The sequence below is a fragment of the Caballeronia sp. INDeC2 genome (genome assembly GCF_023631325.1).
Lineage (GTDB): Bacteria > Pseudomonadota > Gammaproteobacteria > Burkholderiales > Burkholderiaceae > Caballeronia.
Window position 1 is genome coordinate 25,060 of record NZ_JALQDG010000051.1, and the last position, 20,296, is coordinate 45,355.

Consider the following 20,296-nt stretch of genomic DNA (forward strand, 5'->3'; position numbering starts at 1 on the left):
TCGAGGCACGTGTGGCCTCGTTCTGGTTCAACTCGATGTGCAACCTTCAGGTGCGCCGCGCGCCGCGCAGCAGGATCAGCGTGACGAGCCACGGACCGCCGAGCAGCGTCGCGACGAGACCGGCCGGAAGTTGCTCCGGATACGGAATCTGCCGTCCCAGCCAGTCCGCGACGACCATCAGCAACGCGCCGAGCATCGCCGCGAGATAGAGTTGCGGCAATGGACGCCGCCCGCCCGACAGCCGCGCGAGATGTGGCGCGATCAGCCCGACGAACGACAGCGGCCCGACCACGAACGTCGCCGCCGCCGTCGATAGGGCCGCGAGCAGCAACAGGCCGAAGCGCGCGCGCCCGACCGGCACGCCGACACTCGCCGCCACCTGCGGACCGACGCCGAGCACCGCGAGCCATCGCGCAAACAGCGGCGCCACGGCGAGCGCCAGCACCGCGAGCGCGGCCATGACGCTGGCCATCGCGGGTTCGATGTAATAGGTCGAACCGATGAGCAGATCGAGCAGCACGCCCGCGCGCGGATCGCCGCTCGCCATCACCGCACCGACGACGGCCTGAAACAGCGCGCTGATCGACAGTCCGACGAGCAGCAGCCGCTCCGCCGCGAACTGCGCGCGCCGCCCGAGCCAGAGCAGCAAGCCGAGCGTGACGCAGGCGCCGGCCACGCTTCCAGCGAACAGCGCGGCCGGTTCGACGTTGCCGGCAATCAGCAGCACCGCGACGACGCCGAACATGCCGCCCGAGCCGACGCCCAGCAGATCGGGGCTTGCCATCGGATTGGCGGTCATGCGCTGCAGCAGCGCGCCCGCCGTACCGAGCAGGCTGCCCGCCGCGAGCGCGGCCAGCAGATGCGGCACGCGCCAGAACATCAGTGCGTCGATATCGGCGAAGCGCGCGAGACGCCAGCCGTCGGGTCCGCGTGTGACGACGAACGACAGCGCGCACGCGATCAGGAGCAGCGCCGCCCACACGAACGGCATCGCGCGTATCCCGTGCAGCGCGGTGCCACGGTCGTGGGCTTCGTGCATGTCCGGCGTGGTGCGCAGGCGCGGCAGCAGCGCGACCAGCAGCGGCACACCGATCATCGACGTGACCGTGCCGGTGGGAATCAGATGTGCCGAGAACAGCTCGCCTTGCGCGACGACGCGCACGAGTTCGTCGGTCAAAAAGAGGAGCGTCGCACCTACGAGCGGCGCCCATACGAGCCGTTCGCGCAGGCGGCGCGCGCCCGCGAGCCGCGCCAGCAGCGGCGCAGCTAATCCGACAAACCCGATCACGCCGACCTGCGCCACCACACTCGCCGTGAGCGCGACCGCCACCAGGAGCGCCGCGACGCGCATCCAGCCGACCGCAACGCCGAGATTGCGCACGGTGGCATCGCCGGCATCGAAAAGTTGCAGCGGGCGATGCAAGAGCGCCGACGCCACCGCGCAGCCGCCCACGCTCGCCGCGACACGCGCGGCGGGTTGCCAGCCAGTCTGATCGAGCGCGCCGCCTCCCCAGATCTGCAATCCTTGCAGCAGATCGAAATGCATGACGCCGATCGCGAGGCTGATCGCGCCGCAGTAAAGATTGACCACCATGCCGGCGAGAATCACGGCGAGCGACGACAGGCGTTGCAGCCACGCGAGGCCGAGCACGACGGCCATCGCCAGCGCACCGCCCGCGAGCGCGATGGTTTCGCGGCCCGCCACGAGCCACGCTGGCAGCCACACGCTGACAACGGCGAGCCCGAGGTACGCGCCAGGGAAGATGCCGAGCGTCATCGGTTCGGCAAGAGGATTGCGCAGCACTTGTTGCACGAGTACGCCCGCGAGCCCGAGCGCCGTGCCGCACAGCAGGGTCATCGCGATGCGCGGCAACACGCTCTCGTGCACCAGCACGTCGCGCATATCGGTGAGATCGGGTGAGACGAGCGCCTTCCAGAACGATGCGCCTTCGAGCGCGCCATGCAGATGCAGCGCGGCGAGGCACACGGCGGGCAGCAGCAGGCCGGCAAAGAGCGCGAGCCGCCGGTCGCGCGGCGGCGTCGATGGGCAAGTGAGCGCGGCTCGGCTGCTACGCAAGGCCGCCTCCACCGTTGTCGATGGTGGCGCGTGCATCCGCCATTGCCGTGGCGAAGCGTTGCATCGAGATCAGGCCGCCGTACGGCGCGATCACCGGCAACAGCGCCACGCGTTTCTCGCAGACTGCGGGCAGCGCGCGCCAGAGCGGGCTCGCTGCCAGCGCCGCGCGGACGTCGGGCGCTAGCGGTTGAGTGAGCGCGAGATCGGCGTCGGCGGCAGCGAGGAGGCGAGGAAGCGGCACGACCGCGGAACCCATCGCGTTGGTCGTCCAGCGCGCGCGTGCATTCGCGGCGTTCGACATGCCGATTTTAGCGAGCACGGCGTCGAAGAGACTGCCCGCGCCGTACACGCGCAGATGCCGTTCGTCGATGACGTCTGCGACGATCACCGGCCGGCCGCGCGGCACGCGCTCCGCGACATCGCTCAATACGCGCGCGGTGGAAGCGAGAAGGGCGTCGGCCTGGGCTCGGGCGTCGCAGGCGTCGGCCATCGTGCGCGTTTCGGCGCAGAGGCTGGCGTAGGGATGCGCGCCGGTCATATACGCGCCAAGCGTGAGCGTCGGCGCGATGCGCTGTAGCGGCCTGAGCAGCGCCGCATGCGCAGGCGTGACGATCAGCAGGTCCGGCGCGAGCGCAAGCAGCGCGTCGAAATTGGGCTGATACAGCAGGCCGATATCCGCGACATTCGAGGGCAGCGGCGGCAGCGCGACCGTGTTCGTGTACCACGCGGGCAGCGGAATGCCGACCGGCGCGCGCCCGAGCGCGAGCAGCGTCTCGGTCAGCTCCCAGTTCAATACGACGATGCGGTGCGGCGCGGGTTTGGCGGTGGCGCTCGCGGCACGCGAGAACGCGAACAGTGCGGCGGCGCCTCGAAGCAGCGTGCGTCTGCGTGGCGATCTCATGACGGAAAACCCATGCGACGACCGGTGGCGGCATCGGTCGTGACTGACATCGGCACGCCATAGATGGCTGCGAGCCGCGCCGAATCGACGATATCCGCTGTGTCCCTGCGCATCAGCAGCCGCCCTTCGCACAGCGCGACGAGCCCAGGCAACCCGCGATCACCGCGCCCTGCATGGCGATCGACGGCAGGCTTTTAACGTACACGACGATGGTGTAGAGATACTGCGTCAGCGCGTTGAGGGCGCGCGAGGCGCTGCATCGTTCGAAATCCCGGTACGACGCGCCCGCGATACGGCCGATCGTCTGCAAGCGCAGACGCGCTTTTGCGTGCTGTCCGAGGTACGTAGACTGCATTTGCGAAACCGCACACGTGACAAGCACCACGAGGCCCAGTGCGGCGAAGCGCAGGTCGAGCGTAAGCAGATCGTCGCCGCTTGCGCGCAGCGCGTGGTTGATCAGAGCGACGAGCGCCGCGTTCGCCGTGCCGCTAACCATGCTGCTCGCCAGCGCGACGGGCAGCAGGCCGCGCGATCTGGGGCGCGACGCGGCTCGCAGCGACACGAAGCGCAGACCGTCGGTGAAGCCAGGTGTAGCAGGGGGGTGCCCGCTCAGACCTTGAGAGGAGCGATTCCGTTGAGACAGAGGCAATGTGAGAATACGAATCGTTAACATTTCGACCGATGTTTCGGTGCAAGCCCTTGAGTGGGCACAAGTCTAGCGGTTCGCTGAAACAGCAGGCCGACACCGGATATCGAATTTTTGACAAAACGTTGTCAATTCGCGATATTGCGTCCATCCGACTTTTTCCTGGCTATGAAAGATTTCCTACTCAAACGCTATCCGATGGAGCGCGTTCCGATGTCGCGAGACGTGATCGCAAATCTCTTCGACTATCGCCACGGCGAACGTGTGACGTGGCATCAACACAAGCATGGACAACTGGTATTTGCGGTGCAGGGGGTCGTGCGCGTGCTCACACCCGCGCGCACTTGGACATTGCCGCCGTCACGTGCCGTGTGGCTGCCGTCCGATGTCGATCACGAACTGCACGCGGTCGGCGAAATGCAACTGTGCAGCGTGTATTTCGAACCCCGTGTATTTCCCTGGTCATGGCATCAACCGGCCGTGATCGCCGTGTCGCCGTTGATGAGGGAGTTGGCTATTGCGCTTGGCGGCGCAGGCGAGCGATACGCCGAGGGGAGCCGCGCTGCGCTCTGCGCGCCGCTATTGCTGAAAGTCTTGAAAGAAACGCCCGCTCTCGCCGAGCCGGGTGTGCCATTACCGCGAGACGCACGGCTGCTGCAGATATGCGAGCACATGATGAACGATCCGGCGAGCGAACTGACGCTTGATTTCTGGGGCGAGCAGTTCGAGACCAGCGGCCGGACATTGGCGCGCTATCTGAACGCTGAGACGGGACTGACGTTTGGCGCGTGGCGCCAGCAAATACGCGTTGCGGAGGCAATCACGCTGCTTACACTAGGACAACCAGTGACGCAGGTGTCAAAGAAGCTCGGTTATCGCAGCGCCAGTGCCTTCATCGTCATGTTTCGCCAGGCTACGGGAGAAGCGCCACAGCGTTATCTGGCGTCGCGCTCGTCGGCCAGTTGAACACATCCTTAAATGAGACGCGAGTACTACCTCGCGTGTAGGTCGTTACTATTCTTTACGGATCGTCCCGATAAGCCCGTGCGAAGGAACTAGCGGAAGAGCCACTTTCGTCACTTGCGGCGCTGGCTAGGTTCCTCCGAACCGGCCGTTCGCGACAGCCGCTATGGTCGACCGCGGCGGCGAGGCAACGGGCGCTGTGTACGATCCCAGGTCAACCCTCTGTACGCGCTAAAGGCGCAGTGCGACAGGTCCTTAACTTTTCAGATATCCAGTCACGAGGCGAGTCGCCTCCTCGATGAGCGCCTCCATCATTTCGTCCGAAAGCATCTTGGAATAGTGCAGCACTGCGTTGTGCGTCAACGCCTCAATGGCCGTCACGCATACAAATGATGCGAGCCTCAGGTCGTCGATACGCAGTTCGTCGCGGTGCTTCTCCAGATAAGTGATGAACAGGGTGAAGTTCTCACGATTGAACGTCTCCAGTTTCTCGAGCTTGCCCACGCGCGGAATCTGCTCCGCGAGCACGCGATGCAGTTTGGGATCGACACGGTGAGCCTTAACCGCAACTGCGACGAGTTTGTGCACCGCTTTGTCGACCGATTCGGTCAAAACCCCCGCCAATTCGCCCCGAACCATCTGCATGATCTCCTGCTGGTGGCGTTCGATGACGGCGGCAACGAGTGCCTCCTTGCTGGGGAAATATTGGTAGAGCGAACCAACGCTCACTCCCGCCACTGCTGCGATGCGGTTGGTACTTGCCTTGTCGAAGCCTTCCTTGACGAGAATGCGAGCAGTCGCTTCAACCAGAGCGGCAACCGTCGCGCGCGATCGCTGCTGGGTGGCGACTTTCCTGGGTTTTGTGAGCGGTCTGCGTGCCATTCTTCCACGCCGCCAATGCGAGTATAAAAAGCGAATGATAGCTCGTACATTACCCAACATGGAAATGCAGGGCAGAACCTTGCGCAACGGGCGCGACGCGCAAAACTCTTGGGAAATCACGACATGCACGACACCTTGCAACATCTGTTTCGATACAAGGCCTGGGCGAATGACGAGCTACTCACTACGCTGGCCACGCTTGGGGCTTGGCGTCGACTCACCCTTACCCGACTTGCCATCAAGGCTTTGAGCCACAGCTATGTCGTCGACCGGATCTTCGCCGCACATATGCAGCGAAAGTCTCATTCCTATACGTCGTCCAACCTGAACGAGTTGCCAACGCTGGACGATCTGGCTGCAGACATCAGGACGTCCGATCAGGAATACATCAATTACGTGTCCTGGCTCGATCGCGACGCCCTAGTCGAACGGATCGATTTCGTATTCACCGATGGTGCACCGGGCTGCATGTCCCGCGAGGAAATGCTCATGCACGTCGTCAACCACGGAACCGGCCACCGCGGCCAGATCAGCGCCCTTATGCTGCTCAACGCCGTTTCACCGGCGAGAGACGGCTTCACGACCTATTTGCATAAAGCGGAGGCGTCGATGAGAGGGCGAAGCTGACGCGCGAATGAACACCCAGTCGCGGCGATTCCGTGACTCGGCGAATCTGATGTTATGGCTTCGCGGGCGTACCCCTACCGTCGGCATGGATACGTCGGCGAATCAGTTTCCTACCGCTCACATCAGAGGATTGGCTGGCAGGTTGATTTAGCCTCAACGCGTCCGGGTGGATGTGGTGCCCAAATAAGCTGTTGTCAGGACATCCGTTGCCGAGCCTGAAAGCTGTCATGTATCTACGGCCGCAACGGGTCCGAAGCCAGTCCGACACTAGCGTCCATGCGCCTTCCGTTTGCAGGCTCCAGGAAAGCATGTTGGTTACGTCATCAGCACGGTGCGCGCACGGCCTTCAGCGTTTGCCAATTGCGAAGCGATGTCGGCAAGCGGCGCGGTGTGCGTCGCGATCTGCAAACGCGCGGGTATGGCTGCGTGCAACACCTCTTTCACGCTCTGCAATAGCCGTGTGAGCGGCACGCTGCCGATGCCGCTGCCCATCAGCGTGATCGCTGATGCGCGCAAGGCGGCGCCCGGCAATTCGAGTGCGTCGCCCCCGATCGAGCCGATTTGCACGAAGCGAAGCGGATATGCATCGGGCAGCGCCCTCGCCGCGCCAACGAGCAAGGCGCGCGCGCTCCTGCCACATAGATAGTCGAGCACCACGTCAACCCCTCCGCGGAAATGCGCTTCGAACGCGTCGCTCAACGCGCGTTCGTCCTGCTCGAGCGAGATTACGCTGTCGGCACCAAGTGCCTTCAGCGCGTCGAGCGTCGGTCGATGTCTACCGGTCGCGATCACCTTCGCTGCGCCAAGATGCTTTGCGATCTGCACGGCGAGACTGCCCGACGCACCGGTCGCGCCGTTGATCAACACCGTCTCGCCAGCGATAAAGCGAGCGCGCTCTTTGAGCGCCGCCCACGATGACATCCCCGGAATCGCAAGCGCGGCGGCCGTGCGGTGCCAGCGCCTCGGGCAGCGCCACGCAGTGCGCGTCAGGGACGAGCGTGCGCTCGGCGAGGCCGCCGAACGGTGCGGTCGGCGCGAAAAAATAGACGGGCGAGCCGTCCTTCCGCCGTCCGACTCCATCCACACCCGCCACAAATGGAAACCCGCCCGAGGACGAATAGTGCGTGCCGGAGGCGCGCGCACGGGTGACGTGACTCAACGCCGAAGCGTTGACGTCGATTAACGTATGGCCTGCGTACGGGGCAGGTTCGTCGAATGACGCATATACCGGGGTAGCGCCCTTGCGCGTCACGATTGCGGCTTTCATGCGCGCACCTCGTTGGCCGGGTGTTGGTCGATCAACGCGCGCAGCGCCGGATCGCGGACGTCGAACACGTCGAAAAGCCCGAGCGCGCGCAGCGCCGGCACCGCCTCGACGATATCGGACGCGGCGTTTGCGCGCGCCGCATCGTCGGCGCCTTGGTCGGTCCACACGCGTGCGTTGACGAGGAAAGCACCGACGGTTCCTTTGCGAACGGTCACACCGTTGAAATCGCCCGCATTGAGGTGGTCGGGTAGTAGCTGGTCGGCCCGCATCGGCGTTCTCCATGGATTGGGATGCCATCAGTCTAGGCGTGCAGTATCGGCGCGACTCCGGTATAAGTGACATTCGATACCGTTTTCTGGCCACGCTGCGATGCCCGATCCGATCCAAGCGCCATCAACGACCCAGCCCCTGATCCGCCCCGACCTCGTGCTATCGCCCGAAGGTCCGTTTCTCGCGGGGGCTGAGCTTAGGCAGAGCGAGCCCCGCGAAACGTCGATGCATCACCATCCGCGCGGCCAGTTGATGGGTGCGTTGAGCGGGCTGGTTTCGGTGGCTGTGGAGCGTGAGCAGTGGGTTGTGCCGGCGATTCACGCGATCTGGATTCCACCGCATTGCGCGCATGCCGTGCGCTCCCACGGACCGTTCTCCGGATGGAGCGTATTCATCGAGGAGGTGCGCTGTGCGGATTTGCCAGCGGTGCCACGAGCGATCCGCACGACGGCGCTGTTGCGCGAGGCCGTGCATCGCGCGGCGAGCTGGCCGGGCGCGACGCTCGACGTGCAACAGACACGCATTGCCGAAGTCATCGTCGATGAAGTGGCTGCCGCGCCCGCTGAGCTATTGCGCCTGCCGAGCCCTCACGATGCGCGGCTCGCGCGCGTCACCGACGCGCTCGCGTGCAATCTGTCCGACGCGCGGCGTCTGGAGGAGTGGGCTGCATGGGCGGGCCTGTCGGCGCGGACGATGAGCCGCCGTTTCATCGCGGAGACGGGAATGAGTTTCGCGCAATGGCGTCAGCAGGCAAGACTCTTACGCGCGCTAGAACTGGTCGCGGATGGCGTTAGCGTGACGGCCATTGCATTCGAGCTTGGTTACGACAACGTCAGCGCGTTCATCGATATGTTTAGGCGAGCGACTGGGCACACGCCGGGACGCTACAAGGCCGACAAAGCAGCGACTCGACCGGCGCTGCTCCTTCGAGGAGGCGCGCGACGTTGAATAGTGCAAGGAATGGTCGCCGGACCGGTCGCCGCGAGAGCTGCTTGCATTCACTTGTTGCTGCGATTTCGCCCGAATCGCAGAGGTTGTTTCCGAGGCGACGCCGTTCGAACAGCGGGGTCCGGCCGGGCTGACCCGATGGCTTAAGGCGGAGGTCGGCCCAGACCGTGTCAAAACGCACAGCCACTCGAATTGACGAAACGCCGTATCGGTGCAACTCACAATCTTTCGTTGCGCATGCCGAATTTGAAGTCGCGGGCGAAGTTATCGCCGAGTGTTCAACTCCTGCGGGCATCACGCCCGTATCGCCTTCATAACAACGTCTGAACCAAGTATGTTAGTCACTCGCTTGATGTTGTATGCAAGCACGTGCAAGTCATTTCCGTGCTCACCGCTCAATGGTTCGAGTCAGGAAATGAGTGGCTCCCATCCATGCCTTGATCGTGCCAAACGGGTGCTCGACGGTTTGTCGCCGGATCCGCATCATTTCAGGTGCATGATCGAGACGCGTCTGCATATCCGCAAGATCAGCTTCGTGTTCCCAACGGGCCACGCGACGTTGAGGACTGGGCGTGCAGTTCTCCTTCAACGGACATTGCTGGCAATTCGAACTCCAGTATTTACTGATCTTCAAGCCGCGTTCAATGGTAGAGAATCGCCAAATAAGTCTCTCCCCTGCCGGGCACCGATATTCGTTCGTCTTTGCGTTGTAAATGAAGTCATCCTTCCCGAAGCGGCCATCAGCAGTGGCCATCGAGGTCACCGTCTTCGGAACAAACACCGTTATTCCAGCCTCGTGGCATGCGAGTATCTGTTCACTCTTGTAATAGCCACGATCCGCAACAGCAGTGATCTTTTCGACGCCCATTTCAGCACGAGCAAGCTTGGCCGTCGATGTCAACTGATCGCGATCAATACCATCGTTAGTGACGACGTGCGCGACGATTAGATGGTGCTTCGTGTCGACGGCCGTTTGTACGTTGTAGCCGACGACCCCCGTGCCGCGCGTCTTCATCGAACGCGCATCCGGATCGGTGAGCGATATCTGTCCGTCGGGTGCCGCCTTGAGTTAGACCTCGATCTCCTTGAGACGTTGCATCTGCTCCTTCAAGGCTGCAATCTTGTCCTGCAGTCGCTCCGTCCTGGCCTTCGCGATTGCAGGCTCCTGACGATCGGCTGTGTCCATCGCCTGAAGATACCGAGCAATACTTGACTCGATGTCGCGCATGCGCCGTTCGAGCTTGGCGTTCGTGAAGTTGCGGTCGCGATGGTTCACCGCCTTGAACTTGCTGCCGTCGATCGCGACGATTGCTTCAGCAAAAAGGTCCAGACGTTGGCATACGTCACAAACTGACGGCAGACGTTGCGGATAGCTTTGCCGTTGTCTTTACGGAACCGAGCTATGGTTTTAAAGTCCGGAGCCAGTCGACCAGTGAGCCACATCAGCTCGATATTTCGCTGCGCTTCGCGTTCAAGACGACGACTGGACTGAATGCGATTGAGATACCCGTAGATATAGATCTTAAGCATCACCTCAGGATGATAAGCCGGCCTTCCAGTCAACGCAGGCTGTACTCCCTCGAACCCCAGATCATTAAGATCAAGTTCTTCTACAAAGACATCGATCACGCGGACGGGATTTGTGTCAGTCACGTAATCATCAAGTGCTTCGGGAAGGAGAGAGCTCTGGTTACGATCGTCGCCTCGAACGAACCGCTTCATTTGCTTGTCCTCCGCCGTCGGATAGCAAAATTTCAGCGCTCCAAAAATGCGTTTTGACACAATCGGGCCAAGAGTTGCCGTTCGCGCAACACTGACTGCCGTCATTCCAATGGCCGGTCTACTTCGAAATCTGCCGGATGCCCGTTGGAAGCTTGTCGGCTTCAGCTGACGTTCGGTGACCGGAGGGGATGCGCCGACTGTCGCCCGGTTTTCTCAGGCTTGAGGCGGGGCGAGCGGAATACCACAGCGTTTTATCGCCTGTGCAGACACTGCGCGCCTCTGTGCACACAGCTAGCCGAATGGACTAACTTCAACATTCGCCACGCACCCCCTTGGGGAGCGCCACCATGCCGAATTCTCGAGTTCTACCTCGTGTTCAATCGAAAGGAAAATCTCCACAAGTGAAGGATCAAATGCACTCCCTGCTTCGGCTTTTATGATCCCGCACGCGTGGCTGTGGCTGCAGGCAGATTTGTACGGCCTGGGGCTCACGATAACGTCATAGCAGTCCACTATCGCCATCATGCGTGCTGTCAGCGGAATCGCTCGGCCGACCAGTGCATGGGCGTATCCGTGGCCCTCCCATCGTTCGTGATGGAGCGCGGCCGCTTCAAGTGCGCACCGCAATGCAGGGTCAGGTACGCGCATCATCCGTAACAGGCTGCGGAAGTACCGCTGAAACGCGTCATCGCGCAGGGTTCGTGAAGCGTTGATAGAAGGAGCCCAACTACCCGATGAAGATTATGCGCGGCGCCGACACATTCACCGAGAGTCTGTTTTCCATGCGCAAGCTGGACGACTTCATTCCGCCGTCACATCCGCTGCGTGCGATTCGCGTCATGGCGAACGAAGCACTCGCGAAGATGGATCGGCTGTTCGCCGGCATGTACGAAGCCGACATAAAGGGCGGGCGGCCGAGCATCGCGCCGGAGAAGCTGTTGCGGGCGATGCTGATCCAGGTGCTCTACAGCATCCGCTCGGAGCGGCAATTGATGGAGCAAGTGCAATACAACCTCCTGTTTCGTTGGTTCATCGGCCTGGCAATGGATGACATGGTGTGGGTGCCCACGGTCTTCACGAAGAACCGCGAGCGGTTGATCAAGCACGATGCCGTGATCGAATTCTTCAACGAAGTGGTGGCCATCGCTCAGAAGAAGGATCTGCTTTCGGGCGAGCACTTCAGCGTAGACGGCACGCTGATCCAGGCGTGGGCGGGACACAAGAGCTTCGTTCGCAAGGACGATGACGATCAGGATGACGAAGGCAGCAGCGCGGGCGACTTTAAAGGTAGCAAGCGCAGCAACGAGACGCATCAGTCCAGTACCGATCCTGATGCGCGGCTCTACCGGAAAGGCAAGACGGGCAGCGAATTGCGATACATGGGCCATACGCTGACCGATAACCGGCACGGTCTGGTGGTCAACGCGCGCGTGACACGCGCTGACGGGCATGCTGAGCGTGAAGCGGCCAAGATCATGATCAACGACGCGCGGCAAGCACTAAAGGATGCGGGCGCAGAGATCACGTTGGCCGCGGACAAGGGTTACGACGCACGGGAATTCATCGAGGCCTGCCACGAGATGAAGGTCACACCGCACGTAGCGCAAAACACCTCGGGGCGGCGTTCGGCGGTGGCCGATACGATTTCCTCGAGCGCGGGCTACGCCATTTCCCAGCGAAAGCGCAAGCTGATCGAACAAGGCTTTGGATGGGCGAAGACCGTGGGACGTATGCGCCAGGCAATGGTGCGCGGGTTAAAGAAGGTGGATCAGATGTTCGTGTTGAACATGGCCGCATACAACCTCGTGCGCCTGCGATCCTTGGCACAAGTCCGTCTGTAGTGACGGAAAACGCGGAAATGAGGCCAGGAACTGGCCTCAAAACGCTTGAAGGGACGTTGAATTCGCATTGGATCTGCACAATGCGAAAAATCTTGCGACGAGAGTCGCGTAATTGGAGCGGGGCCTCTTTAACTCGGGTGTACTTCAGCAGCCTGGTAAGGCTCGACGCGCCATTACACGGCCCCAGGTGACATGGGACTGAACGATGGTTCGCTCGTCTGCGGTCAATTGGCGGGGTGCAAGCAGCAGTTCGGCAGGGACGCATAGTTTTCCGATGTCATGGTAGACGGCCGCAAAGATGAGGTTGTTCACTTCAATGGGCAAGCCGGTATGGTCGCGTACCGCTTTCCCAAAGACACGCATGCAAAGACCGCTTCGGAGCCCGTGCTCGAACATTTCAATCGCGGCTGCGCGCCGCCGGGCAGGCAGCTCGTTCAGGCAAGCTGCCCGTCTGTTCGCAATGTCGAGCACCGCAGCCCACAGAGCCTTGTGCGCCGATCTGAGTTCGCTGACGGTTTCCATGATCAGAACCGGTAGAGGAAGCGTGCCTTGACGCCATGGCTTTGGTTACCTCCGCCGATCTGTCCGCTATACCCGACGCTGACCTTGGCATTCTTTCCGACTATCGCGTCGATGTTCGCCTCAACGACGGCTGCGTTGCGTGCGATCGGGACGCCCGTGACGATGTACGGCGCGCTGCCCGCGAACACGATCGTTTGCGCTGGGACGAGCGAGCCGTACGCATGACGCCAGCCGAGCGTGCCGGCGGTGGTCAACATGGTCGGGCCGATCGCGAAGTCCGATGCGCCGCGCAGGCCTAGGGTCGAGAACGCCGTGTTGCTGCTGCCGGACTGACCAGAGAGCGCTGCGGCGCCTCCGCTTTCACGGAACGCATCTGTGTGCAGGTTCACGAGCGCCACGTTGGCAAACGGCTCGATTACGACGGGCCCGGCGCCGAGCTTGTAGCCGATATCGCCAAAGACCTGCGCGGTAGCACCTCCGTGATCGCCACGGAGCGCGTCGGCATAACCGGGCAGGACGACCGAGCGATCCATTGCAAGTTGATGCCACGTATAAGCCGCGCCGCCGCGAATGCCGAGCTTGCCCATGTCCGTCCCCGCATACATGCCGACATGGTAGTTGTCGCTGTTCGCGCCGGATGCGCGGGCGTTTAAATCGAGCGTCGAATGGCTGTAACCACCCATCACCCCAATCGTGACGGCGTCGCGGATCGTGCCGTCGGCACCGATGAAGACGCCGCTCACCGACGTGTCCGCCGCCGCGGCGCCGTTTCCGCCGCTCATGCTGCCCCAGTCGCCAAAAGCTTGTGTCCAGACCTCGACGGGCGTGGCAGCGGCAGGTGTCGCCTTGTCGGGACGGGCGGCCTTGTCGCGCAAACGCTGGTTCATCGCGTCGCGCACGAAGCGGCTGTCTTCTATCATCGCGGTTCGAGCTGTTGCGTAGGCCTCGCCGGAAAGCTGGTCGAACGTCTGCGCGGCGCTCGCCGCGCTGGTGGCGCGAGCCACCGATTCGTACGCCGCGTTGCCGAATGTCAGCGTGTCGAGTGCTCGCGCGGTCGCCGCCTGGTTGGCCGTCTGCGCGGCAGCCGCGTATGAGGTGCCGTTGCGGTCGATGATCAGATTCACGTCGTTCGATCCATAGCTCAGGCGCGGTGCGAGGAACAGATAATCGGGGCGATCCCACGTTACCTGCGACGCGTCGAACATCGTGCCGCCGAATCCGCCGGAGGCCGTCATGATCAGATAGGGGTGACCGAGCTTGTAGGCATCGGTTGCGCTGACGCGCACACCGCCTGCCAGTGTTGCCACGTCGCCGACATTTACGCGGTCGGACGCGCCCGCCGCCGTGACTTCGACGCCATACATCGAACTCGGCGACAGCGTCAAATTGCGACCTACGCCGATTACGCCGATTGAATTGCCCGGGCTCAGATTGCCACTGCTGACAAGATCGCCGGCGATTTGCCAGTTGCCGCCCATATCCGAATGTGCATCCGCGCTGACATTGCCGCCGACCTTGATCGGGTTGGTGACCGAACCGCCCGTCGTGGTCGACTGAAGAAGCGCTACGTCTCCGCCAATGTGCGTCGTGTGGGACGGGTCGGCACTAAAGCCTAGCACTGCGTTTGATCCGCCAACCGATTGCCCGATCGTCGTGTCGCCCTGGAAGGCAACAACGGCGGGATTATCGGCAGTGCCTTTCGCGGAAAGCGAGCCGCCAATCTGCGCGCTCGCCGCCACCAGCGTGGGTGTACGCGGCGTGCTGGCGCTGGACACGGCAACCACATTGCCAGAAGTGCTGCCGATCGTCTGGCCGCTCTGGATCAGTTCACCAGAGGCGAGATCCGCCCAGTAGGTCTGAAACGAAGTCACGCCGTTGTTGCGTCCCTGCAGATACATCTTCCAGAACTGCTGCGGCAGGCTGCCGTCATCGCCGGAGGGGTTGGCCCTGTGTAGACCAGGGAACCGTTGAGGTAATACTCGATCTTGCCCTCGCCGGGGAGCAGCCGCATGTCGATTGAATTCCATGACCCGTAGTGGATCAGTCCAGCGGTCTCGGGCAGATCGAGCCAGCCGCTGTCGGGATTGACCGTGGTGTCCCATACCTCGAGTCGTCCGACACCGTCCTTGTTGGTGAAACTCATGATCGGCATGGACGTTTTGCTATCCACGTATTTGCCGCTGGCCACGGTATCCGAAGGCATGGCGGCACCCCACATGCCCGTGCGGACATAGTCCGTGCTGCTGCCCGTTTGCCAGGCCGGCTTGACCCACAGGTCGCCGCCGATGAAGCTGTTGCCGGCGGCCGCATGCGTGCTCGTGTTGTAGCCTTGCCAGTTGTAGAACGAATGCACTGACGCGGGCGGGTCGATGCCGAACGTGAGCACGTTGCCGCGGCCCTCGTATTGACCGATATTGTTCAGGTTGCCATACGGTGCCTGTCTGTCGGATGACCAGTCGGACACATTCGTGCTGACGGGATGCGCGACATAACCCGCATCTGTTTGCGCAAGCGCCGGCATAGTGACGGCGCCCAGACTGGCCAGGATGCAGAAGGTGAGTGGGCGAAGGTTGACGCGGATGTTCATGATGCACTCCTGAGCTGAATTGATTGGGCCGCAAGGGCCGGCGAATTCAGAATAGGAGTGCGACCGGCAGCGTTCTATAGGCGAACACTGCGGCTAGCATAGGAAAATACTGCGGCCCACTTGGACCGCCTGGAAACCTTATTTGTGTACGGGTATTCGCAGCGTGATTGATGTTGACAAGGCGCTTGGCGCGCGATGCTGCATGGAGCCTTTGAGAAGTTCGACGGCCGCGCGGCATAAGGACAGATTAAGCTCGATTCCCGGGCCCGCGAGAGGGTCCACGGGTTTGTCGCCGTGTGTGGCGTCGAACTGGAAGGCAATATCACGCTGGCCGTCGCTGCGCGTAATCGTGATGGCGGACATCGTGACTTCGCCCCCGGGATGGCCGACGACGCACTGACGCAGCAGCGCTCGCAGCAGACGTCCGACGTGTACGGGGTCGACCATCATGTCCTCGTCAGGCAGATCTTTCCGCGCGCGCAAGGCGACGCCGAGATGGGATGCGTACTCAGCAAGTGATCGCATGATGTCGTCGATCAGGGCACCAACGTTTGTCGGCTGCGGCGACAGACTCAGTTCGCCTTCCTCGAGCCGCATCATGTCTTCGATACCCTCGATCAATCCACTCAGTCGATGGATCACCTCCGCCGCAGCTCCGATGCGTTCGTTCAATGCAAGGGGTGAAGCCTGGTCACGCAATTCGGCCAGCATGTCGGATAGCACGCCTACCGCGGGACGCATCTGGGCGCAGATCGCAAGGAAAAGCTCGCTCTTGCGCCGGCTCGCCGATTCCGCTTCCTCGCGTTGGAGCCAAAGCGCGCGGGCCATATCGGAGCGGCCGGTTACGTCGACCGACCCGCACGCTACGCCGAGCAGATCGCCTTGTGCATTCCGGAACGGATGGGCCCATGTATGCAGGATGACCCGCTGGCCATGGCGCGTGGTCTCGACATCTGCCTGCATGGCACTGCCGGAGGCCAGCCGGTTCATATAGCGCGCATGCAACGACTGCGCGATATGCGGAGGAAACCAGTCCACGTCCGTCATGCGTTTGCCGACGACCGCTTCGAATGTCGTGCCGTGCAGTTCCAGAAACGCCGCGTTGCAAGCTATCAACCGTCCTTCAAGGTCGCGGATATGCAACGGCAGCGGCGCGCCGTCGAGCATGGCGTGCATGGCATCTATGTCGGCCGCCGAAAGATCGATTTCTGGCGACGGCTTCACACTTTCCGGCGCAACGATTTCCATCAGCCCGTGCTGTCTGGCAATCTCAAGAAGGTCCACCAGCGAACCTGCATGCAACTTGCGACGCAGGTGGCTGCGATGCGCGCTCACGGTTTTTTCGCTGATCGACAGTTCACGCGCAATCGCGTTGTTCGGCATGCCGCGCGCGAGGTATTTGAGGATGGTTAGCTCCCGGTCCGAGAGCAGCGCAAACGGTGACCTGCTGGCCGGGGCGGCGAGCGTGGCGGAATCGGGCAGCGGGAAATAGCGCCGGCCCGCCAATGCGTCTGCGATTGCGCGGTGCAGTATGGCCGGGTCCTGATTCCGAGGTACGAGGGCATCCGCGTCGGCGTCCATGCAGCGTTGCACGAGCGCTTCCGCGGCGCTGGCGCCCAGGATGATTACCTTGACCGGCAGTTTTCGCGTTCGGACCCGCTTGAGCACCTCCAGCCCGCTAAGCCGGGGGAGATCGAGGTCGAGCAGCATGACGTCGGCGCCGACCCCGCGCGCAATCTGATATGCGTTGTACCCGTCCGCGGCTTCAACAACGACTTCATGCCCGGCATCGACAAGCCACTGACCTAGCGCCCTCCTCGTGAGGGGTTCAACGCTCGCCACTACCATGCGCGCCATCGCAATCCTCCAACGGTCCGCCTCGGACTGAGCCTCAAAGACGAACCGAACGCAGTGGGGCGATTGTACTGGACCGGCGGACGGCCGCCCGTAGGGGTTTCTAACCGCGAACGTCGGCTTTTGCCGAACTGCTGCCCCCTGAGAAGTCGGCTCGGATGACCGGACCACTCCGTTAGCTCCCCTTGAATCCCTGACAGTGCGACCGGCGGCAGTGGGTCGAAACCGCTCATCGATGGTAGGCGTCCGCCTCATCGAGCGGGACAAGGTGAGAGCTCGCGTTGCTGTCTGGCTTTCGGGGGTTCGATAAGCAGCGGGACGTCCATCTCCACGGTCTGAAGGGCTCCCACGTCAGGACCGGCCGCTCGAAACTTTCCAACGAAATGCAACTAATCGTCTGCCGCTCTAACCCCAGAAAACCTTCGTCCGGATCCTGGACAGCACACGGTGTCGACCGAAGCAATCAATCTTTAGCAAAGTCGGTCGCAGTGAGCTCGAGATGCTTCGAGGGATGCGCCAGGAGTTTTCGCTCGGCGATGGCATGAATGCGGCCAAAGCCATCGCGGAAAACCTTCAATGTCCGAGCATCGTCCGCGCTCGGCGCGAGCCAAAAATACGCTTCGAGGGCTGCGCGTGAAACGACGCAGGTCACGGGTTGCGCGCGCCAGTGCATGACGAAGGTGAGGCTGCGTTTATCCGCCGAGATGAGTGGTTCCGGTGGGGGCGCTTTCATGGCGGTCTTGCTTGTGTCGGGGTGGCGTTGTAGTCAAAGGTTGCGCGCGAGCGTCACCAGTCTATCCGATGCTTTTCGTCGGTCTCTTGATGGCGTCGGTCGTCATCGATGTGCAGGTAGAGGCTCGTCGTCGTCAGCGATGCATGCCCGAGGTTGTCGCGCACGAGGCGCAAGTCGACTCGCTGGTCGGCCATGTGCGAGCCCGCGCTGTGCCTCAACCAATGCGCCGAGGCTTTTGCCAACAGGTCGGCCCGTGCGGCAGACGTCTCGTCGCGCTCGCGGAGTCGGGCGGCGGCCTGCGCGAACACTTCTTTGACGATCGCATGCAGTGCGGCGCGCGTCAAAGGGGCGCACGTCTGCGTGCCACCGTTCGCTGCCGTCGCGCCAATGGGCAAGACCAGCGGCGTGTCTTCATTGGGCGAGGGGAGCGCACTCAGCCCGACATGCTGCCGGTATCGCGAGAGCTCCGTCATCATTTCACGCGTCGCAGGCACAAGCCGTTCCTTGCCGCCTTTTCCGTGCACGGTGAGCCACCATCGCATTACGCCGTCGGCATCGCGCCGAACAAAAAACTGCCCCATCGTATTGCCACCGACCTCAGCAATCCGCAGGCCGCCCAGATAGAGCAGCGTGAAGAGCCACCGCACACGAGCGGCATGAGCGATCTGGCGTGGCGTATCGCTTGGCATGGCCGCGATGGTGTCCTTGACCTCTTGCCAGATGCTCGGCTCCAGATAGCGGGTGATGCGCGGGGCCGCGTGTCGGGTACGCTGTCGGGATAGCGAGAGCGGATTGCCCGCCAAGTAGCCCGCTTGAACCAGCCACGAAAACAGCGCATTCAGAATCACGATCGCCTGGCGCTGACTCGCAGGCGAGAGCGGTCCGTAGAAAGGACGCCAGCGCGCGTCGCTGCGGGCGTGCTTACGCCCGCCACCCGCAACCCAGCTGGCCGCCGGTTGCGGATCGGCCAGGAAGTGTTGATAGCGCAGGCCGTCCTCGTGCGTGAGCGAGGAGAGCGGTTTGTTGAGCACGACGACGGACCAGAGCAGGAGGCGCTCGGCTTCCTTGCGGTAGTTCTCAAAGGTGGTTCTGGTGTCCGTGAAGCGCGAGAGCCACGCCCGGATCGCATCGAGATCGTTGTTCGCGGCGATCTGTGCGCGACCCGTCACGACACGATTTAAACCCGTGCTGCCGTCCAACTCCGACGGAATGACGAGCATCTCCAGTGCCGCAGGCTGAAGCGCGACGGAGGGCGGCGAGGGCAGTGCGGGCTTCAAGATCGGGCGATTTGGAAAGCGGCTTTGAGCCATTTTAATCGACATTATAGGACTAATGTCAAATTGATAGTCGCTCTGGATTGGATCTATAGCGGATTACGTTGTAATATGAGCGCACTGCTTATCCTTTCGCGGCCATGTCCGACGTTCTCTCAGACGAAACCCGCCTGGCGGCCGATATCGAACGCCTCAAGGTCGAATTCCCGAAAACGCGCGAGCTCTATCGCGAGGTCTGCGCGCTGCTGTTCTTCCGCTTCGGCGTCGCCCCAACCGCCAATCGCCTCTACAACCTAGTGCGACGCGGCACCATGAGCACGCCGGCGTCGGTATTGAGCGAGTTCTGGGCGGAATTGCGCGAAAAGAGTCGCGTTCGCATCGAGCATCCCGACTTGCCAACGGATCTGAGCGAGGCAGCGGGCGAGTTGATCGGGACGCTTTGGACGCGGGCGACGACGTCCGCGCACGCCGAGCTGACCGCACTGCGCGACGAAGTCGAAGCACAGCGCGCCGAGGTGCAGCAAAAAATGGTTGCGGCGCGCGAGGAGTTGGGTCGGACCGAGACGGCGCTCGAGCAACGCACCGCCGCGTTGCTGGCGGCGCAGGTCGCGATCCGCGAACTGGAGCGGCAGCAGGCCGAAGAGGCCGCCACACGCAAGGCGCTTGAGGCGGAGATCAAGCGGCTCGGGGAAGAAGCCGTTGCGCGCGAGCGAGAACTGGAGAAGGTACGCCACGCCTTCTCGCGCGATCTCGAAAAACTCCGGGAGACGGCAGACCGAGCCGAGGAGCGCTTACGCGCATCGGAAAAGCGCGCCCTGTTGGAGATCGATCGGGAACGTAGCGCGCTGGCAAAGGCCCAGAGGGAATTGGCCGAGGCGGGCAAACGTGCCGACAAGCGAGAGGCCGAGCATCGTCGCACCGTCGAGGCGCTGCAGGAGCAGCAGGGCGATGCCCGCCATCAAACCGGGGTACTGCAAGGCAGGCTCACCGCGCTCGAAGCGGCGCACAAGTCACTTCAAGAGCAGTTGAAGTCGCTCCGCGGAACCACTCGCCCCCCGACGCGGCGCGTGTCGACGTCAGAATCCAGTCCGCCAGTCAGGCGAGCCGCTCGGAAGGCCGCCGTTGGCAAAACGGCGAGAGCGAAAGCTCGAATCTAGATAATGGCCGGGTGGCGCCGGCTAG

Annotated in this window: 17 protein-coding genes and 2 pseudogenes; 5 read left to right on the forward strand and 14 right to left on the reverse strand. The window is 62.5% G+C overall.

Annotated features, from left to right (window positions below):
* Nucleotides 1-46 precede the first annotated feature (46 nt).
* The 3 genes from fhuB to NCS28_RS32385 all read right to left on the reverse strand — a co-directional run bounded on the left by fhuB (nucleotide 47) and on the right by NCS28_RS32385 (nucleotide 3,474).
* The gene (gene fhuB, locus NCS28_RS32375) at nucleotides 47-2,077 is read right to left on the reverse strand and encodes a Fe(3+)-hydroxamate ABC transporter permease FhuB (protein WP_250517860.1); all 2,031 of its coding nucleotides are present in this window, start codon (nucleotides 2,075-2,077) and stop codon (nucleotides 47-49) included.
* The gene (locus NCS28_RS32380; protein ID WP_250517861.1) at nucleotides 2,070-2,978 is read right to left on the reverse strand and encodes an ABC transporter substrate-binding protein; all 909 of its coding nucleotides are present in this window, start codon (nucleotides 2,976-2,978) and stop codon (nucleotides 2,070-2,072) included. The genes fhuB and NCS28_RS32380 overlap by 8 nt, the downstream gene beginning before the upstream one ends.
* Before the next feature lie 112 nt (nucleotides 2,979-3,090).
* Nucleotides 3,091-3,474 carry a hypothetical protein gene (locus NCS28_RS32385; RefSeq protein WP_250517862.1) on the reverse strand — a complete coding sequence of 128 codons (384 nt, stop codon included), beginning with the start codon at nucleotides 3,472-3,474 and terminating at the stop codon, nucleotides 3,091-3,093.
* A 363-nt stretch (nucleotides 3,475-3,837) separates the two neighbouring features.
* On the opposite strand from NCS28_RS32385, the gene NCS28_RS32390 reads away from it, so the two are divergent.
* A complete protein-coding gene (locus NCS28_RS32390; RefSeq protein WP_250517863.1) occupies nucleotides 3,838-4,590 on the forward strand; it encodes an AraC family transcriptional regulator in 753 nt (250 codons plus the stop codon).
* 252 nt (nucleotides 4,591-4,842) lie between these two features.
* On the opposite strand, the gene NCS28_RS32395 is transcribed toward NCS28_RS32390, so the two are convergent.
* Nucleotides 4,843-5,469, reverse strand: coding sequence for a TetR/AcrR family transcriptional regulator (locus NCS28_RS32395; protein ID WP_250517864.1), 627 nt, complete (start codon nucleotides 5,467-5,469; stop codon nucleotides 4,843-4,845).
* Between the two features lie 123 nt (nucleotides 5,470-5,592).
* On the opposite strand from NCS28_RS32395, the gene NCS28_RS32400 reads away from it, so the two are divergent.
* Nucleotides 5,593-6,096: a DinB family protein gene (locus NCS28_RS32400; RefSeq protein ID WP_250517865.1), complete on the forward strand. Its 504-nt coding sequence runs from the start codon at nucleotides 5,593-5,595 to the stop codon at nucleotides 6,094-6,096.
* A 315-nt stretch (nucleotides 6,097-6,411) separates the two neighbouring features.
* On the opposite strand, the pseudogene NCS28_RS32405 reads toward NCS28_RS32400, so the two are convergent.
* Together NCS28_RS32405 and NCS28_RS32410 are read right to left on the reverse strand one after the other, a co-directional pair.
* Nucleotides 6,412-7,363: pseudogene (locus NCS28_RS32405) on the reverse strand (quinone oxidoreductase family protein).
* Nucleotides 7,360-7,632, reverse strand: a complete 273-nt coding sequence (locus NCS28_RS32410; RefSeq protein ID WP_250517866.1) for a hypothetical protein — start codon at nucleotides 7,630-7,632, stop codon at nucleotides 7,360-7,362. Before NCS28_RS32410 ends, NCS28_RS32405 begins: the two are co-directional and overlap by 4 nt.
* Nucleotides 7,633-7,732: 100 nt before the next feature.
* Between NCS28_RS32410 and NCS28_RS32415 the strand changes: the two genes are divergently transcribed.
* A complete protein-coding gene (locus NCS28_RS32415; RefSeq protein ID WP_250517867.1) occupies nucleotides 7,733-8,581 on the forward strand; it encodes an AraC family transcriptional regulator in 849 nt (282 codons plus the stop codon).
* Between the two features lie 294 nt (nucleotides 8,582-8,875).
* Here the strand turns inward: NCS28_RS32415 and NCS28_RS32420 are convergent.
* Together NCS28_RS32420 and NCS28_RS33485 are read right to left on the reverse strand one after the other, a co-directional pair.
* Nucleotides 8,876-10,303, reverse strand: a pseudogene (locus tag NCS28_RS32420) (IS1182 family transposase).
* A 291-nt stretch (nucleotides 10,304-10,594) separates the two neighbouring features.
* Nucleotides 10,595-10,954, reverse strand: coding sequence for an HD-GYP domain-containing protein (locus tag NCS28_RS33485; protein WP_502801271.1), 360 nt, complete (start codon nucleotides 10,952-10,954; stop codon nucleotides 10,595-10,597).
* A 92-nt stretch (nucleotides 10,955-11,046) separates the two neighbouring features.
* Between NCS28_RS33485 and NCS28_RS32425 the strand changes: the two genes are divergently transcribed.
* Nucleotides 11,047-12,144, forward strand: a complete 1,098-nt coding sequence (locus tag NCS28_RS32425; RefSeq protein WP_250517868.1) for an IS5 family transposase — start codon at nucleotides 11,047-11,049, stop codon at nucleotides 12,142-12,144.
* 144 nt (nucleotides 12,145-12,288) lie between these two features.
* Here NCS28_RS32425 and NCS28_RS32430 read toward each other — a convergent pair whose 3' ends face one another.
* The 6 genes from NCS28_RS32430 to NCS28_RS32455 form a co-directional block, all read right to left on the reverse strand.
* Nucleotides 12,289-12,666 (reverse strand): HD domain-containing protein, encoded by a 378-nt coding sequence (locus tag NCS28_RS32430; protein WP_250517869.1) that lies wholly within the window; start codon nucleotides 12,664-12,666, stop codon nucleotides 12,289-12,291.
* 2 nt (nucleotides 12,667-12,668) lie between these two features.
* On the reverse strand, nucleotides 12,669-14,564 hold the full coding sequence (locus NCS28_RS32435; RefSeq protein WP_250517870.1) for an autotransporter family protein: 1,896 nt from the start codon (nucleotides 14,562-14,564) through the stop codon (nucleotides 12,669-12,671).
* Nucleotides 14,534-15,253, reverse strand: coding sequence for a hypothetical protein (locus tag NCS28_RS32440; RefSeq protein ID WP_250517871.1), 720 nt, complete (start codon nucleotides 15,251-15,253; stop codon nucleotides 14,534-14,536). Before NCS28_RS32440 ends, NCS28_RS32435 begins: the two co-directional genes overlap by 31 nt.
* Before the next feature lie 138 nt (nucleotides 15,254-15,391).
* Complete coding sequence (locus tag NCS28_RS32445) at nucleotides 15,392-17,110, reverse strand: LuxR C-terminal-related transcriptional regulator (protein WP_250517872.1); 1,719 nt, start codon at nucleotides 17,108-17,110, stop codon at nucleotides 15,392-15,394.
* 460 nt (nucleotides 17,111-17,570) lie between these two features.
* Complete coding sequence (locus NCS28_RS32450; RefSeq protein ID WP_250517873.1) at nucleotides 17,571-17,840, reverse strand: DUF1488 family protein; 270 nt, start codon at nucleotides 17,838-17,840, stop codon at nucleotides 17,571-17,573.
* Nucleotides 17,841-17,893: 53 nt separating this feature from the next.
* Entirely contained in the window at nucleotides 17,894-19,060 is a 1,167-nt protein-coding gene (locus NCS28_RS32455) for a tyrosine-type recombinase/integrase (RefSeq protein WP_250517935.1), read from the reverse strand.
* Between the two features lie 194 nt (nucleotides 19,061-19,254).
* On the opposite strand from NCS28_RS32455, the gene NCS28_RS32460 reads away from it, so the two are divergent.
* Complete coding sequence (locus tag NCS28_RS32460; protein WP_250517874.1) at nucleotides 19,255-20,271, forward strand: DNA-binding protein; 1,017 nt, start codon at nucleotides 19,255-19,257, stop codon at nucleotides 20,269-20,271.
* Nucleotides 20,272-20,296 lie beyond the last annotated feature (25 nt).